At 74.0% G+C, this 16,880-nt stretch carries 9 protein-coding genes; 5 read left to right on the top strand and 4 right to left on the bottom strand.

What is annotated here, in order from left to right; translation table 11 throughout:
* Positions 1-131 precede the first annotated feature (131 nt).
* Positions 132-1,583 carry an MFS transporter gene (locus ACIRB7_RS28060; protein ID WP_403603777.1) on the bottom strand — a complete coding sequence of 484 codons (1,452 nt, stop codon included), beginning with the start codon at positions 1,581-1,583 and terminating at the stop codon, positions 132-134.
* Between the two features lie 570 nt (positions 1,584-2,153).
* Between ACIRB7_RS28060 and ACIRB7_RS28055 the strand changes: the two genes are divergently transcribed.
* On the top strand, positions 2,154-4,361 hold the full coding sequence (locus tag ACIRB7_RS28055; protein WP_403604367.1) for an asparagine synthase-related protein: 2,208 nt from the start codon (positions 2,154-2,156) through the stop codon (positions 4,359-4,361).
* A 217-nt stretch (positions 4,362-4,578) separates the two neighbouring features.
* Positions 4,579-7,857, top strand: coding sequence for an AfsR/SARP family transcriptional regulator (locus tag ACIRB7_RS28050; protein ID WP_403603775.1), 3,279 nt, complete (start codon positions 4,579-4,581; stop codon positions 7,855-7,857).
* Here the strand turns inward: ACIRB7_RS28050 and ACIRB7_RS28045 are convergent.
* Positions 7,844-9,907: a sigma-70 family RNA polymerase sigma factor gene (locus ACIRB7_RS28045; RefSeq protein ID WP_403603773.1), complete on the bottom strand. Its 2,064-nt coding sequence runs from the start codon at positions 9,905-9,907 to the stop codon at positions 7,844-7,846. The two genes, ACIRB7_RS28050 and ACIRB7_RS28045, sit on opposite strands and share 14 nt — an antisense overlap.
* 176 nt (positions 9,908-10,083) lie before the next feature.
* The gene (locus ACIRB7_RS28040; RefSeq protein WP_403603772.1) at positions 10,084-10,884 is read right to left on the bottom strand and encodes a TetR/AcrR family transcriptional regulator; all 801 of its coding nucleotides are present in this window, start codon (positions 10,882-10,884) and stop codon (positions 10,084-10,086) included.
* A 353-nt stretch (positions 10,885-11,237) separates the two neighbouring features.
* Between ACIRB7_RS28040 and ACIRB7_RS28035 the strand changes: the two genes are divergently transcribed.
* Positions 11,238-12,602 carry an NAD(P)/FAD-dependent oxidoreductase gene (locus ACIRB7_RS28035; protein WP_403603770.1) on the top strand — a complete coding sequence of 455 codons (1,365 nt, stop codon included), beginning with the start codon at positions 11,238-11,240 and terminating at the stop codon, positions 12,600-12,602.
* Between the two features lie 106 nt (positions 12,603-12,708).
* Positions 12,709-14,430 (top strand): SpoIIE family protein phosphatase, encoded by a 1,722-nt coding sequence (locus tag ACIRB7_RS28030; RefSeq protein WP_403603768.1) that lies wholly within the window; start codon positions 12,709-12,711, stop codon positions 14,428-14,430.
* Positions 14,431-14,437: 7 nt separating this feature from the next.
* On the opposite strand, the gene ACIRB7_RS28025 is transcribed toward ACIRB7_RS28030, so the two are convergent.
* Complete coding sequence (locus ACIRB7_RS28025; protein ID WP_403603766.1) at positions 14,438-15,706, bottom strand: MFS transporter; 1,269 nt, start codon at positions 15,704-15,706, stop codon at positions 14,438-14,440.
* 155 nt (positions 15,707-15,861) lie between these two features.
* Here ACIRB7_RS28025 and ACIRB7_RS28020 point away from each other — a divergent pair, with 155 nt between their 5' ends.
* Positions 15,862-16,428: a MarR family winged helix-turn-helix transcriptional regulator gene (locus ACIRB7_RS28020; RefSeq protein WP_403603764.1), complete on the top strand. Its 567-nt coding sequence runs from the start codon at positions 15,862-15,864 to the stop codon at positions 16,426-16,428.
* The last annotated feature ends 452 nt before the right edge of the window (positions 16,429-16,880 follow it).

The following is a 16,880-nucleotide window of genomic DNA, read 5'->3' as shown; positions in this document are numbered from 1 at the left end:
CGTGAAACCTCGCGCGAGCTCACGAGACGCAGGTCACGCCGCCGGGGCGCGGGCGTCACGCCGCCGGGGCGGGCATCACGTCAGGCGGGGTGGGCTTCACGCCGCCGGGGTGGGCTTCACGCCGGGCGGGCTCACGCCGGGGCGACAAGCAGCGGCCTGGCCCGCTCCCGCAGTTCCATGACCCGCGGCTCGTCCCCGTACGGTTCGAGCCGGTGCAGCAGATCCCGTACGTACTCCGTCGTCCGCGCCGAGGAGATCCGGCCGGCCACCTCCACCGCGCGCGTACCCGCCGCGCAGGCCGCGTCCAGGTTGCCCGACTCCAGCTCGGCCACGGCCGACACCACGAGCCGAAGCCCGTGCGAGCGGACGAACTCCTCGGTCGGCCGGGAGAGCGCCTGCTCGGTGAAGCGGCGCACCTCGCGGGGCGCCTTCAGGTCGCGGTAGCACTCCGCCGCGTCGGCGCAGAACCGATCGTACGAGTAGAAGCCCAGCCAGGTCGGGTCGGCGTCGCCCGCCCGGGAGCGCTCCAGCCAGCCCTCGGCGGACTTGAGCGCGGCTGCGGCGGCGACCCCGTCACCGGCCTTCGCGTGCGCGCGTGCCTCGACGAGCCGGAAGAAGGACATGGTGCGGGCGGTGGCCAGGCCCCGGTTCCGTTCGAGCGCGGCCTGGGCGAGGTCGACGCCCTCGTCGGCGAAGCCCCGGTAGGTGGCCTGGAGGGACATGGAGGCGAGGACGTAGCCGCCGAGGGGCACGTCGGCGGCGGCGCGGGCGAGCCGCAGGGCCTGGATGTAGTAGCGCTGGGCGGCCTCCTGCTGGCCGGTGTCGAAGGCCATCCAGCCGGCGAGCCGGGTGAGCTCGGCGGTCGCGCCGAACAGGGCCCGGCCGACCTCGTCCGAGTAGGAGGCGAGGAGGAGCGGTGCGGCGTCCACCCGTAAGCACTCGGGGACCATGGACGACCGCCAGTCCCCGCCGCCGTACTTGGAGTCCCAGCGGCGCGCGTCCTCGGCGGCCTCGCGGAGTTTGGCGACGTCGCTGTGACCCACGCGCGCGTGCTCCGCGACGGCGACGGCGGCAGCGGCGGCCGTGATGCCGCCCGCAGCGGGCGGTGCCTCGCGCTCCACCGACGGGTCGGCGGGGGTTATCAGCCAACGGGACGCGGGCGTCGCGTACGCGCTCACCGCGAAGGACCCGGCGAGCGACTGCCAGATCCCGCCGCCGGCCCGCCGGCCGGCGAGGTCGAGCCGGTACAGATCGGTGGCCGAGCGCACCGCCTCGCCCACGTCGCGCGGGAAGGCGAGCCCCACCTCGGGCGCCGGGTCGGCGTCGGCGAGCCCGATCTCGTGCAGCGGCACGGGCCGGCCGAGCTTCTGCCCGATCGCGGCGGCGATCAGGTGCGGCGCCGCGCCCTGCGGCACCATGCCCTTGGCCACCCACCGGGCGACCGAGGTCTTGTCGTACCGAAGCGTCAGGCCCCGCTGCGCCCCGAGGTCGTTGACGCGCCGGGCGAGCCCGGCGTTGCTGATTCCCGCGAGGGCGAGAACCGTGCCGAGCTTTTCGTTCGGCCCGCGTTGCTCCCTGGACATGACGCCACCCCTCGACAACACAGACGGCCGCCACGACGCCGGGCATAGGCGTGCGGCATTCGTAAACACAGCGTAGTTCGCCGCATCCCTACCGTTAAGGGGCGGAGTTCCGTATGGCGAGATTGTTGTGTGAAAGGCCGACGGGTCGGACCGGTCGGCCGGATCGTGCTCCTGCCGTGTGGCCGTGCGCCCGGCCGTGCGCTCTCTCCGGGCCGTCGGGGGAGCGCTTCCATGGGGAACGCGTGGGTCGGCCCACTCGGCCGGGAAGGGTGTCCCGGACCAGTGGGCTGGGGGATACCGCCGCCCCGCTCCCCGCGGGCGGCGGACGGCACCGGGAGGCGGGAGCGCCTCCCGGGCTGCCGGTGACCGGTGGGAACCGCTGAGCGCGGGCGGATGCCCGGACGCCTTCCACCCCCGCCGGGGAGGGTCGATATTTGGCCGAATGACGCCGGTGGTCAACTGGCCCATGCCAGGGGCGCATTCACCTTTCGCGCGCGTGCGCCCGGACCCCGCCCGGTGCGCCGTTGTCGTGGCAGCATGTCCTCCACCGGAACGGACGTGGAGGCGCCGATGCGATGGCTGGTGGGCTGGAGCAGTGTCGCCGCGAGCTTCGCAACGACGGCCGGACGCTCGTACGGCGCCGGGAACAGCGCGCACGGCTCGTACGACGCCCGCCACGACAACGGCTACGGAACCGGTTACGGCGGCTCCGCTCCCTCCTCTTCCTCCTCCGCCGCCACCGAGGGGCGCACGGTGCAACCGGTGGGCGCACAACTCCTGTGGGGCGACCCCGATCCGCTGTGGGCGGTCGGCGACTGGCGCCCGGACGAGGTGCGGGTGGTGGCCCTCGACGACCACACCCGCCTCGCCGTGCTCGGCTGTTGCGCCGCGAGCGACGAGGAGCTGAGGATCGGCCTGCTCACCGCGCGCGGGGGCGCGTTGCGGCACCTCACGGCCTGGCCCGGAAGCTACACGGCGGTCGTCAAGGCCGGCCGCCGCGTCACCGTCACGGGTGATCTCGCGGGCGCCCGTCCCGTGTTCCACACCCCGTGGCAGGGCGGCACCGCGTACGCCACCGCGGCCCTGCCGCTCGCCGACCTCGTCGAGGCCCAGCTCGACATCGGCCACCTGGCCGCGCTGCTCGCCTGCCCCGAGACCCCCGAGGCGCTGCGCGACTCCACCCCGTACGAGGGGGTCCGGCGGGTGCCGCCCGGCCACGCGCTGATCCTGCGGGAGGGCGCGCGCGAGATCACCGGGTACGAACAGGTCGCCTCGCTCGCGGTCGCGGCGGCCCAGACGGACCCCCGGCAGGCCGTCGAAGGGGTACGGGACGCCCTGGTCGAGGCCGTACGCGCCCGGCTCACCGCCCCCCGGCACGCGCCGGAGACCTCGCTTCCCGACCCGGGCCCCGTCCCCGGCATGGGGCCCGCCGACCGCCGGGCGGCCCGGGGCGCCGGCCCGGCGCCCGGCATCGGCGCCGATCTGTCCGGCGGCAGCGCCTCCGGCACGCTCGCGCTGCTCGCGGCGGGGCTCCCGGGGGTGCCGGGCACGATCATCGGCCACGGCACGGGCGCGGGGGAGCGGCTGCTCGCCGTCACCTTCAACGACCTGGTGACACGGACCGGTTCGAGCCGTGCGGACGAGCTGAAGCGGGCCGGGGAGATCGCGGCCGACCCGCGCCTGCACCACGTGGTCGTCGCGGGGGGCGAGGAGGCACTCCCGTACGCCGTCCTCGACGGTCCGCTCACCGACGAGCCGGGGCCCGCGCTCGTCACGGCCGAGCGGCACCGGAGACGGCTCGCGGGCGGCAGCGCCGACCACTTCACCGGCATGGGCGCCAAGCAGGTCCTGGACGCGCACCCGGCGCGCCTGGCCGACCTCCTGATGGACCGCAGGCGCCGCTCCCTGGTGCGTCCCGTGACGGCGCTGGCCAAGGCGTCGGGGCCGTCGGCGGGTTCGCTGCTCGTGCCGCTGACCGTGTACCGGGCGGCGCGGAAGCTGGCGCGTACCCCGTACCGGACGGGTCTGGAGGCGGCGGCCCAGCGGGTCCTGGAGGCGAACCGCACGGCGCCGGACGGCTTCGGCCCCCTGGAGGCGTCCCTCTCCGCACTCACCTGGTCGCGGCCGGGGCCGGCGGCGCGGTGGCTGACGGGGGAGGCGCTGGCTGAAGTATCGGTTCGCCTGAACCGGGCGGCGACCCTGCCGACCTCCGTCCAGCGCCCGGGCGAGGCACGCGCGCGTGCCGCCCTCGCGCGCGCCGCGGCCGACCACCGGGTGCTCGAACAGGCCGCCGAGATCCGCGGCCAGCGCCTCCACGCCCCCTTCCTCGACAACCAGGTGGTACGGGCCTGCCGGGCCCTCCCGGAAGCGCTCCGGGTCCAGCCGGACGCACGCGCGGGCGTCCTGCGCACGGTCCTCTCCGGCGCAGGCGTCCACGACCTCCCGCCGGGCTGGGGTGCCCCGCACCCGGCGGTCCCGGCCGCCGCCACGCGCGCGGGCCTGCGTACGGCGCTGCCCCAGCTCCTCGCCCTCTTCGACGCCCCGCTCCTCGCCGACGCCGGCCTGATCGAGGCCCGCGTCGTCCGCAAGGCCCTCCGCGCGGCGGCCGACGGCGAACCGGTCCCCCTGGACGGCCTGGCCGACCTGGTCTCCACCGAACTCTGGCTCCACCGCCTCCTGTCCCGCCGAGGCTCCTGCTGGACGAACACCACGGAACCCCGCGCCCACCGAGCGGTCCAGGGCCCCCTGATCCCGGCGTCGAGGTCCTTGCCGGCCTGACGGCGGGGCCGTCGTCCGTTCCGAGCCTTCCGAGCCCTCCGAGCCCTCCGGGAGCGACTACGGCCACAAGTCCATCCACAAGCTGGGGACAACCGTCGCGCTTCCCCGCCCCCTCGGCTTCGACCTCGACACCTCCGCGTTTCGACGGCCCGACCCCGAGGGCCGCACCCGGGTAAACCCCGAGGCGTACGCGCCACCCACCGGACACAATGAGCCGGTGCGGTATCTCATCCTCGGCACCACCGAGGCCCTCGACCCCCGCGGCACCCCCCTCCCCCTCGGCGGCGCCCGGCTTCGCGCGCTCCTCACCGCGCTCGCGCTGCGCGGCGGCCGGTCGGCCTCCGTCGTCGAACTCGCCGACGACGTGTACGGGGACGACCCACCGCAGGACGCGCCCGCCGCCCTCCAGGCCCTGGTCGGCCGCCTCCGCCGGATCCTCGGCAGGGAGGCCGTCGCCTCCACCCCCGGCCCCGGCTACCGGCTCGTCGCCGCCCCCGACGACATCGACCTGTACGTCTTCGAGCGCCATGTCAGGGACGCGGTCGCCCGCCTGGACGACGGCGACCCCGACACCGCCGCCGCCCTCCTCCGTCACGCCCTCGCCCTCTTCCGCGGCCCCGCCCTCGCCGACCTGCCCGACCCGGCCGGCGTCCGGCCCGAGGCCCAGCGGCTCGCGGCGCTCCGCCGGCGCGTCGAGGCCGATCTGCGCCGGGGCGCCACCGACGGACTCGTACCGGAACTGACCGAACTCACGACCACGTACCCGTACGACGAGGCCTTCCGCGCCCACCTCATCCGCGCCCTGCGGGCCGAGGGCCGCCACGCCGACGCCCTCGCCGCCTACGAGTCGGCCCGCCGCACCCTCGCGGACGCCCTCGGCACGGACCCGGGCCCCGAACTCACCGCCCTCCACCGGGAACTCCTCGCGGGCCCGCCGCCCCGACCCGCCCGGGGACCCCGTACGGGCTCCGCCCCCCGCGACGACGAACCAGCGGAACCGACCGCACCCGCGACCGGGCCCCCCACCCCCGGCAACATCCGCCCCCGCCTCACCTCCTTCGTCGGCCGCGAGCCCGAGCTCGCCGCGCTCCACGCCGACCTGGCCCGCTCCCGCCTCGTCACGCTCACCGGACCCGGCGGATCCGGCAAGACGCGGCTCGCCGAGGAGGCCGCGCTCCGGGCGGTCGGGGGGCCGGCCGCCTGGATCGTCGAACTGGCCCCGCTCGACGACCCCGAGGCACTCCCCGGCGCCGTCCTCTCCGCGCTCCGGCTCCGCGAGATCAACCTGCTCACCCGTGACGGCGTACCCCTCCAGGACGACCCCACCGCCCATCTCGTCGAGCATCTGTCCCGCCGCCCGCTCCTCCTCGTCCTCGACAACTGCGAGCACGTGATCGACGCGGCCGCCGCCCTCGCCGAGACCCTCCTCACCCACTGCCCGCAGCTCCGCGTCCTCGCCACGAGCCGCGAACCCCTCGGCGTCCCCGGCGAGTCGGTCCGCCCCGTCGAGCCCCTCCCGCCCGACCCGGCCCACCGCCTCTTCGTCGAGCGCGCCCGCGCCGTACGCCCCGCCTTCGACCTGGCAAGGGAGGACGGCGAGGCCGTCGACGAGATCTGCCGCAGGCTCGACGGCCTGCCGCTCGCCATCGAACTGGCCGCGGCCCGGCTGCGTCTGCTCACCCCGCGCCAGATAGCCGACCGCCTCGACGACCGTTTCCGGCTCCTCACCTCCGGCGCCCGCACCGTCCTGCCCCGCCAGCAGACCCTCCGCGCGGTCGTCGACTGGTCCTGGGACCTGCTCGACCCGGACGAACGCACCCTGCTCCGCCAGGTCTCGGTCTTCGCCGGCGGCTGGGACCTCGCCGCGGCGGAGGCCCTCTCCCCGCGTGCGGCCGACTCCCTCGGCGCCCTCGTCGACAAGTCCCTCGTCGTCGCCACCCCCACCGACGGCGGCGAGATGCGCTACCGGCTCCTGGAGACCATCCACGAGTACGCGGCCGAGCGCGCCTCCGAGACCCCGATACTCCTCGCCGACGCCGAGGCCGACCACACCGCCCACTTCACGGCCCTCGCGGAGACCGCCGAGCCCATGCTCCGCTCGGGCGAGCAGCTTCCGTGGATCGACCGGATCGAACGCGACCTCGACAACATCCGCGCCGCCCTGCACCGTACGCTCGTCACCACCCTCGTCACCTCCCCCGACGAGGCCGCCGCCCACCGCCTCGTCTTCGCCATGGGCTGGTTCTGGTGGCTGCGCAACTACCGCCCCGAGGGCCTGAGCTGGGTCGATCGCACGATCGCGCTGGGCGAGGACCCGGACGACCCCGCCGACCCCCGGTACTGGCCCCGCATGCACCTGCGCATGATGCACTTCTTCCTGTCGGTCGAGAGCCACACGACGGGCGACTACCAGCGGCCGGAGACGCTCGCGCTCGTGCGGCGCGTCCGGGCCGCGTTCGGCGAGCGGCCGGGGCCCGAGAGCGCCCGCTTCCCGGGGCTGCTGTGGCCGTTCACCGCGTACCTCACCGAGGAGCCGGCCGTGATCCGGCACCTCCTCGACGTGGCCGTCGCCAACTGCCGCCGCCACGGCGGCGACTGGGAGGTCGGCGTCAGCCTCATGTCCCGTACGCACATGGTCGTCGACCTGCCCGGCGGGATGCCCGGCGTCGACGAGGACCTGGCCGAACTCCGTGTCCTCGCCCGGCGCGTCGGCGACCGCTGGATGGGGGCCCAGATCGCGAGCGCGGCGGGCGAGGCCCATATGGCACGCGGCCGCCACGAGGAGGCCGGCGAGGCGTACGAGGAGGCCCTCCGCCTGGCCCGCGAGGTCGGCGCGCACGCCGAGTCCCCGTTCCTCCTGGCCCGCCTGGCCGAACTCGCCTACCGCAAGGGCGACACGGCCGCCGCCGAGGCCGCCCTCGACGAGGCAGCCCGCGAGGCCGAGCGCCACCATGTGCGCGACAGCAGTGTGTACGTGCGCTTCCTGCGCGCGGCCCTCGCCCTCCACCGCGGTGAGGCCGCGGAGGCGCGGACCCAGGTGGAGGAGGCGGGCAGGACGGTCGCGACCGGCACGCCCCCGCCCCACTTCGCGGCGGTGATGCTCGGGCTCCTCGCCCGGGTGGAAGCCCGGGAGGGCCGGGGCGCCGCCGCCGTGGGCACGGCCGCCGAGGCGCTGCGGAACGCACGGGACGCGCAGTGCGCGGAGTTCGTCGCCGTCGGCCTCGCGGAGGGGCTCGCCGTGACCCTGGCGGACGCGGCCGAGCCGTACCGCGCCGTGATGGTCCTGGCCGCCGTCGACGGCTGGCTCGACGAGGCCCCCCGCTCGGTCCCCGGGCTCCAGGAGATCGAGGAGGTGACGGCCCGGGCGCTGGCCGCGCTCGGCCCCTCGGGTCTCGCCGCCGCCCGCGCGGCGGGCACGGGCCTCGGCGTCGACGAGGTGCTGGCCCTCGCGGAGACCGTGACCGCCACCGCCCGGGAGGGCGTCAGGAGCAGCTGATCCGGGACTCGGCCCAGTCGGCGACCACGACGCGCCCGAACGGCGTGTGCTCCTCCACCACGAGCCGGAGCGTGCTGCGGCCGGTGATGTCGACCCGCACCGGGACCGGCGGGTCGCCCGGCCGGACCACGTCGGACCGCCAGAGCCGCTCCTCGTCCCCGTACACGGAGAAGCGGACGCCGCCGACGCCGAGCGGGGCGCTCAGGTCGTCGACGCCGACGACCGCCTCGTAACGCGTGCACCGCCGGTTGAGGTCGATGAACAGCGACGACGGCGCTTGGACGCTCACCCCGTGCGCGTACGGGGTGTCGGCGATGGAGAGTCCTTCGCGCAGCCACATCCAGCTGCTGTCGGAGAGCGCGACCTCGGGCTTGGTGCCGTCGCCGAAGATGCCGTAGTCCAGCTCGTTGACCTGGTAGACCGACGGCGGCGCGGGCGGCGGCTTCGGCTTCGGCTTCGGTGACGGTTTCGCGGGGCTCGGCGTCGGCGTCGGGGTGGGGGTGGGTGTCGGCGTGGGGCTGGGCGGCGGCGGCTTCGGCGACGGCTTCTCGGGACTCGGGGTCGGCGAGGGCTTCGGCGGGCTCGGCGTGGGGGTCGGGGCCGGCGGCTCGGACGTCACGGGCGGGGGCGGCGGTACGGGCTCCGGCGGCGGCGAGGGCTTCGGCGGGGGCGCGGGCTCCGCCGGTACGACGGGGGTGACGACCGGCGGTTTCGGCTTGGGCGCGGCCACGGGCTGCGGGTCCCCGGCCATGGCCCAGACGAGCCCGGCGGCCGCGGCGACGGCCATGGCCGCCGCGACAGCCGCCTTCGCGGGCGCGCCGAGCCCTTCGGCGGCGGCGCCTCCGGAGGCCGCGCCTCCCGAGGACCCGGAGGCGGCGGCCGCGGCGCCCGCACCGGCCGCGCCGACGGCGCCTCCTGCGACGACACCGGCCGCCTTGAGCGAGTACCCGGCGGCGAACCAGCCGATGACGGCGATCGGCAGCAGCGCGGGGATCCCGGCGTTGACATGGGCCAGCTCACCGGCGGCGAGCCGGCACTTGGCGCACTCGTCGAGGTGCTTGCGCAGTCCGCGTTCGGCGCGCATGCGCAGGCCACCGCGCGCGTAGGCGCCGAGCCGGTCCGCGTACCGCGCGCAGTCGCCGCCGGCCGTCAGGGACTGGCTGACGTGTGCCTGGAGGTAGGCCTGCTTGAGTCCCTCGCGGGCGCGGCTGGCGAGTACGGCCGTGGCGTTGGCGGTGAGCCCGAAGAGCGGCGCGACCTCGCTCGGCGACTCCTCCTCGACGGTGGTGTGCCAGAGGACGGCCTGCCAGCGCTCGGGCAGCGAGCGGAAGGCCTGCATGGCGAGCGACTGCTCGGCCTCGTGCATGGCCAGCACGTCCGCGCCCAGTTCGAGCGTGTCCTGGTCGGAGAACTCGGAGGAGCGGGCGGCGTCCGCCGCGAACAGGGCGAAGTCCTCGACGAGGTGTTCCCGCTTCTGGGTCCTGGCCCAGTTCGCCGCGACCCGCCGGACGGTGGTCATGAGGTAGGCGCGTACGGCCTGTTCGGGCCCGGCCCCGCCCCGCACCGCCTGGAGGGTGCGGGCGAAGACCTCGGCGGTGAGGTCGTCGGCGGTGTGCGCGTCCCGGCAGCAGGTCCTGGCGTACCGGCGCACGGCGTCGGAGTGGCGGCGGAACAGTTCCTCGTACGCGGAGTCGTCGCCGTCCCGCATGAGCTGGACGAGCTCGGAGTCGGAGGGCGGCAGCTCGACGGGCGGCGGGAGCACGGTGTCGTGCTCGTGCGCGTGTGCGTGTGCGTGTGCGTGATCCTGCGTCGCGTCGGCATCGGCGAAGACCCCCGGGGGCGCTCCCGCGCTGCCCGCCACGGCGCCCGTCCCCCACCCGGACACCTTGCCCTCGCGCTGCGGCGGAACGCTCGCGTCGAACACCTCGGCCGCCGTGTCCGGCGCGCCGGAGAGGGGTCCACCCTGACTCGGCACCTGTCCGGGGGGCAGGCCCCCGGTCTCGGCGGCACCGCCGTTGCCCAGCGGTTCGTCCCGACCGTCACCGCTCATCGCGGAAGCCCCCGTACGCATGCTCAGACCTGAACACCGGCCAAGCCTGCCACAGAGCGCGGGCGCGCCGAAGCGCCTCGTCCACTTACCACTCGTCCGGGGCGACTTCGTGCATCCGGGCGTAACCGCTCACACGTTCGTGTCATGCTCACTGGTCCGCCCGGACCAAGAACCCGCTACCGGGACCGCAGCCCCTCAAGAAGGATGTCGAGGAGCCGGGTCGACGCCGCCACCTGCTGCACCGCGTCCGGCAGGGCCGGGGCGGCGGTGGCGATGACGAGGAGGACGTCCGCCACGGTCACGTCCCTCCGCAGCTCACCCGCCTCACGCGCCCGGTCGACCAGCCGGCCGACCACCTCGAGAAGCTCGGACGCGCCCGCGTCGTCCCGCTCCTCGGCCGGTACGGGCCGAGGCGAGACCACCCGCGCGTCCGCCGGCTCGGAGACACCCCGCTGGTACGGCACCCGGGCCGTGTTCTCCGCGTCCTCCGTGTCGTCACCGAAGGACGGCACCGTGGCGTCGTCCACGCGCACCCGCAGCACCTGCGGCGGGAGCAGCCGCCCCGCGCCCGAGGCCACCGAGGTCCGCAGGAACCGGGAGAGCGCCGACCACGGCTCCTCCTCCTGACCGAGCGCGGCCCGCGCCTGCTCCGTCAGCCGGGAGGTCTCCTCCTCGGCTATGCGCCGCACAAGGACGTCCTTGCTCGGGAAGCGCCGGTAGACGGTGCCGACGCCGACCCGGGCGCGGCGTGCCACGTCCTCCATCGGAGCGCCGTAGCCGAGCTCGCCGAACACCTCGCGCGCGGCGCGCAGGACGTGCTCCAGATTGCGCTGGGCGTCCACCCGCAGCGGCGCGGACCTGCCGCCGACCGCCACCGATGCGCCGTTGCGCTCGGAGCCGACGACGCCCGCGTGGAGGCCGTCGTCCACGGTCGCCGTCCCGGCGCCCGTCTGCCATCGTGAATCCTGAATATGCATAAGCGTTCCCCCGCTCATGATGTCTCCCCCCGGAGACTCCCCGCCCTGACACGGGGCTTCCGGACGGTGAGCGCATCGGTCCACGCGCTCTCCTCCGACACCCCGACGAACTACGAACATAGTTGAGTCCGGGTCAATTCAGAAGGGGGAGTTCCGTACGGTGCGCCCCCCGATCGGAGCAAGGACCGGAACACTCCCGATTCCGGACCACCGCCGGACCCGTCCCGCCCGCCCTGACCTGCGCCGTTTCCCCCGCACCCGACTCGCGCGCCACCCCGCGCCTCCGTACCCTTCCGGTCACACAATTTGTCGAGGCTGTGGACAAACCACGGACGGGAGTGCGTCATGGGACAGTGACCGAACCTGCGCGCATTCTCGTCGTCGGCGGTGGCTACGTCGGCATGTACACCGCGCTGCGCCTCCAGCGGCAGCTCAGGGCCGAGCTGAGAGCCGGCGCCGCCGAGATCGTCGTGGTCACCCCCGAGCCGTACATGACGTACCAGCCGTTCCTGCCCGAGGCCGCGGCCGGCTCGATCTCCCCGCGCCATGTCGTCGTGCCGCTCCGCAGGGTCCTCGACCGCTGCCGGATCGTCATCGGCGAGGTCCAGTCCGTCGACCACGCCAAGCGGACCGCGTCCCTCGCGACCCTCGCCACCGCGGAGGAGGGCACCGGCGCCGTCGACCTCACCTACGACGAGCTGGTCATCGCGCCCGGCTCCGTCTCCCGCACCCTCCCGGTCCCCGGCCTCCTCGACCACGGCATCGGCTTCAAGACCGTCGAGGAGGCCATCGGGCTGCGCAACCACGTCATCGAGCAGATGGACATCGCCTCCTCGACCCGCGACCCCGGGCTCCGTGACGCGGCCCTGACCTTCGTGTTCGTCGGCGGCGGGTACGCGGGCGTGGAGGCCCTCGCCGAGCTGGAGGACATGGCCCGCTACACGGCGCGGTACTACCACAACGTCAAGCCGGAGGACCTGAGATGGGTCCTCGTCGAGGCCTCGGACCGGATCCTGCCCGAGGTGGGCGCGGAGATGGGCCGGTACGCGATCCGCGAGCTCCGCGCCCGGAACATCGACGTACGCCTGGAGACCCGCCTCGATTCCTGCGAGGACCGGGTCGCCGTCCTCAGCGACGGCACCCGGCTGCCGACCCGCACCGTCGTCTGGACCGCAGGCGTCAAACCGGCCCCCGTCCTCGCCGAGACCGACCTGCCGCTGAACGAGCGCGGGCGGCTCCGCTGCACGGCCCAGCTCGCCGTCGAGGGCGTCGCCCACGCCTGGGCCGCGGGTGACGCGGCCGCCGTCCCCGACGTGACCGCGGAGGAGCCCGGCAGGGAGTGCGCGCCCAACGCGCAGCACGCGGTCCGCCAGGCCAAGATCCTCGCCGAGAACATCGCGGCCTCCCTGCGCGGACAGCCGCTCAAGGAGTACGCGCACGCGTACGCCGGCTCCGTCGCCTCCCTCGGCCTCCACAAGGGCGTCGCCCACGTCTACGGACGGAAACTCAAGGGATATCCGGCCTGGTTCATGCACCGCGCCTACCACCTCAGCCGGGTGCCCACCTTCAACCGCAAGGCCCGGGTCCTCGCCGAGTGGACCCTGTCCGGCCTGTTCAAACGGGAGATCGTCTCCCTCGGGTCCCTGGAACACCCCCGCGCCGAATTCGAACTCGCCGCCGCACCCCCACCGGACCCCGGCGACAAGCCGTCGTCCTGACATCACTGTCAGTGCACTCGTCCACACTGGACGTGTGACCATAGGTGGGCTCACACCTGCACAGCGTGACTCTGCACGGCACCGACACCACGAGGCATACAGATCCGTGAACTTCACCCGTTGGAGCGCCCGGCTCCCCGGCACACAGCGCCGCGCGGCGCGGGGGACCGAAGGCTCCGTGCCCGCCGCCCGCGGTGAGTACGCGCGGCAGCTGGGGCAGCTCATCAACAACGCTGCCGACGCGACCGACGCGACCGACGCGACCGACGCGACCGACGCGACCGACTCGGCCGAGGCGCCCGGCGCCGCCGACCCGTCCGAGACCGTCGACGTCCCCGCCGTCGAGGACTTCTCCGTACGGGAGCTGCTCGGCCGTCTCCCCGGCCTGGTCGTGCTCGTGTACGGCCCGGAGCACCGCATCGCGTACGTCAACGACGCCTATGCCGCCGCCTTCGGGCCGCGCCCCGCGGGCGCCACCCTCGCCGGTTCCTGCCCGGAGGCCGAGGAGCTCGGCCTGCCGCCGCTCATCGACCAGGTGCTGCGCAGCGGCAAGCCGCGCACGGTCAAGTCCCGCCGCACCAAGGACGGCGGTTCGTACACGGTGACGTGCCTGCCCGTGGACAGCCCCCACGCGGACGGCGGCGGAGTCCTCGTCCACGCCGCGGACGTCACCGACCACGCCGAGGCAGCCGAGCGGCTGCGGGCCTCCGAGCGCCGCCACCGCGAGACCGCCGTCACCCTCCAGCGCTCCCTGCTCCCGCAGGACCTCGAACAGCCCGACGACCTGCGGATCGCCGCCACCTACCAGCCCGGCGGCACCGACGCGGCCGTCGGCGGCGACTGGTACGACGTGATCACCCTCGGCGCCGGCCGCACCGCGCTCGTCATCGGCGACGTGATGGGCCGCGGCGTGCGCGCCGCCGCCGTCATGGGCCAGCTCCGCACCGCCGTCCGGGCCTACGCGCGCCTGGACCTGCCCCCGCACGAGGTGCTCCAGCTCCTCGACGGCCTCGCCGCCGAGATCGACGCCAGCCAGATCGCCACCTGTGTGTACGCGATCCACGACCCCAACGAGGGCAAGCTGGTCTACGCCTCCGCAGGCCACCTCCCGATCCTCGTACGGGACGAGGACGGCACCGTCCGGTGCGCCGAGGACCCGACCGGACCGCCGCTCGGCACCGGCGGCTGGCTCCACACCTCCGGCTCCATCGCCCTGCCGCCCGGCTCCACCGCCGTCCTCTACACCGACGGCCTGGTCGAGCGCCGCCGCGAGGACATCGACGAGGGCGTCGCCGCTCTCGCCCGCGCCCTCTCCGGCGCCAGCGGCACCCCGCAGGTGGTCTGCGACCGGCTGCTGCGCTCCCTCGGGGTCACCGCCGAGCACGACGACGACGTCGCCGTCCTCGTCGTCCAGCACCCGTCCCGCAAGGGAGCGGACGCGGAGCTCTTCCACAACGCCGCCCTGGAACTCCTCGGCGGCGTCGAGGCCGCCCCACGCGCGCGTGCCTTCGCCTCGGGCGTCCTGTCGTCCTGGCGTTTCCCGGTCGAACTGCGGGACCTGGGCGTACTCGCCACCAGCGAACTCGTGGCGAACTCGCTCCAGCACGGCACCCCGCCGATGCGGCTGCGGCTTCGCCGTACGGACCGCCGCCTGATCATCGAGGTGACGGACGGGGACGACCATCTGCCGCGCCGCCGCAGGGCGGAAACGGAGGACGAGGCGGGTCGCGGTATCTCGATCATCGCGACGATCGCCTCGTCCTGGGGGAGCCGCCGCACACCGGGCGGCGGCAAAGCGGTGTGGTGCGAGTTCGCCCTGCCGGACTAGGGCCCGGCTAGGCGGCGGCGGTCTCCTTCTCCGGCATGTGCTGCGCCACCACCCGCGACGGCTTCACGGCGAGCGACGGCTGGTTCTGCTCCGGGGTCAGCTGCCGGCCGAGCCGCACGGCGAGGAACGTGATGCCGAGCGAGAACAGCACGAAGGTCACGATGTACGGACCGTGCAGCGCGGCCCCCATGGGCCCGCCCACGGCCGGCCCGACGGCCAGTGCCAACTGCTTGACCAGCGCGAAGGCCGAGTTGTACTGCCCGACCCTCGACTCCGGAGCCAGATCCGCCACCAGCGGCGCCACGGTCGGCGACAGCATCGCCTCACCGAGCCCGAACAGCGCGTACGTGGAGACGAAGGCCGCCGTCGCCATCGCCTGACTGCCGTGCCCGAGGCCCGCGTACCCGGCGATCAGCCAGGCCACCGTCCAGATCAGACCCACGGCCGCGATCACCCGGGTCCGCTTACGGCGCTCGACGAACTTCAGCACCAGGAACTGGGCGGCGACGATCACCGCCGTGTTGGCGGCGAGCGCCATACCCAGCGTCGACGGCTGGATACCGGCGGCCTCCGTGCCGTACGCCGCGAGACCCGACTCGAACTGTCCGTAGCAGGCGAAGAAGAGGACGAAGCCGAGGACACACAGCTGCACCATCGCCTTGTGCCCGAGCAGCGCCCGGATACCGCCGCCCTTCCCGCCCTCGGAGGGACGGGCATCCTGGAGCGCGGGGGACCCGGTCATCCGCACGGTCCCGACGATCGCCGCGAGGACGAGGAACATCGCCGCCTCGATCGAGAACAGCAGGATGAAGCTGCCCGGACGGCTCGTGTCGACCAGCAGACCGCCGATCAGACCACCGACACCGAGCCCCAGGTTCTGCAGGAAGAACTGCGTGGCGAAGGCCCGGGTGCGACCGACACGCGTCGAACACCAGACGATCATCGTGGCGAGGGCCGGCTGGAGCACGGCCGTACCGGCACCGAGCAGCGCCGCCGCCCCCACGGCCGTGGGCACGCTGAAGGCGAAGCCCATGCCCACCGCCCCCACGGCCGCGACGACCGAGGCCACGAGGAGGACCGGCACGGGCCCCCGCCGGTCGATGGCCCGCCCACTGAACGGCAGCACCACCAGCGCGGCCATGGCGAAGACGGCCAGGACGATGCCCGCCGTCGCCGCGCCCAGATCCCGCACCTGTGCCACGTACACATAGAGGTACGGCACGGTGAAGCCGAGTCCGAACGCGCTCAGCGCGCTGCCTGCCTGAATACGGCGCATCGCTGCGCCCCTCGCCTTGGTCACACTCACCCACTTCGGTCGCAGGTTCAGAGGTGTACCTCTGAACCTTGAAGACTTCAACACTAAAGTTAACGGCTTAACAGTACACACCGAAGGACTTCAACGCCAACGAGACGCGTGGGATACTCGCCTGCATGTCCGACAACCCCGAGCGATCCGGCCCGCAGGCTCCGCAGGAGCCGAGCCTCGACGAGCAGATCGCCGCCTACCAGCGCGAGTACCGCGACCTCGACCCCCAGGTCGAGAAGGTGGTCTCGGCCCTCGGCCGGCTGAACCGCCGGATGAACGTGGCGTACGGACGCCAGCTCGCCGACCTCGGCATCAGCAACGCCGAGTGGGAGGTCCTCAAGACGCTGGTCCTCTCCGGAGAGCCCTACCGCCTGGGCCCCGGGGAGCTCGCCAAGCGCCTGGGTCTCACCCCGGCCGCGATGACCCACCGCATCGACCGCATGGCCGGCGAGGGCCTGGTCACCCGCGACCGCGACGAGAACAACCGGGTCCGTGTGATCGTCGAGCTCACCGACGAGGGCCGCTCGAAGTGGCTGGAGGCGATGCGCATGGCCACGGACTTCGAGGAGGACCTTCTCCAGGACCTCACGGGTGACGAGAAGGGCCTGCTCGGAGAGGTCCTCATCCGCCTCCTCCGCCGCGTGGAGCACACCCAGCCGGACGCCGGCGGCCGTCTGACGGACCTCGACTGAGACCACCGGACGGGGGTTGACACACCCCTGCCGGATGCGTAGTGTTCTCCGAGTTGTCACAGAGCCGGAACGGTTCTTCGACAACCACTCCGCCGCTGATAGCGGCACCCCTACTCAGCACGATCTCCCCACCGGGAAGAATTTCGGCATGCCGAAATTCATTTCGAAAGTCTCGATTATGAGGCGCCGGGGGAATCCGCTAGAGTTCGGGACGTCGGAACGGCCCAACAGCCGCAAAGACAAACCCCGCTGACTGGGAATCAGACGCCGAAAGGTTCTGATAGAGTCGGAACCGCCGGAAGGGCCCGGAGCGAAAGCGAAAGGGACCGGAAAGCACCGAGGAAATCGGATCGGAAAGATCTGATAGAGTCGGAAACGCAAGACCGAAGGGAAGCCCGGAGGAAAGCCCGAGAGGGTGAGTACAAAGGAAGCGTCCGTTCCTTGAGAACTCA

It is taken from the genome of Streptomyces sp. NPDC093795 (assembly GCF_044764665.1).
Lineage (GTDB): Bacteria > Actinomycetota > Actinomycetes > Streptomycetales > Streptomycetaceae > Streptomyces.
This window is presented reverse-complemented; position numbering and strand designations above follow the sequence as displayed.

Coding starts and splice junctions, on each gene's coding strand:
- ACIRB7_RS28060 (WP_403603777.1), bottom strand. CDS start 1,583: ATGTCCAGGGAGCAACGCGGGCCGAACGAAAAGCTCGGCACGGTTCTC.
- ACIRB7_RS28055 (WP_403604367.1), top strand. CDS start 2,154: ATGCGATGGCTGGTGGGCTGGAGCAGTGTCGCCGCGAGCTTCGCAACG.
- ACIRB7_RS28045 (WP_403603773.1), bottom strand. CDS start 9,907: ATGAGCGGTGACGGTCGGGACGAACCGCTGGGCAACGGCGGTGCCGCC.
- ACIRB7_RS28040 (WP_403603772.1), bottom strand. CDS start 10,884: ATGCATATTCAGGATTCACGATGGCAGACGGGCGCCGGGACGGCGACC.
- ACIRB7_RS28025 (WP_403603766.1), bottom strand. CDS start 15,706: ATGCGCCGTATTCAGGCAGGCAGCGCGCTGAGCGCGTTCGGACTCGGC.
- ACIRB7_RS28020 (WP_403603764.1), top strand. CDS start 15,862: ATGTCCGACAACCCCGAGCGATCCGGCCCGCAGGCTCCGCAGGAGCCG.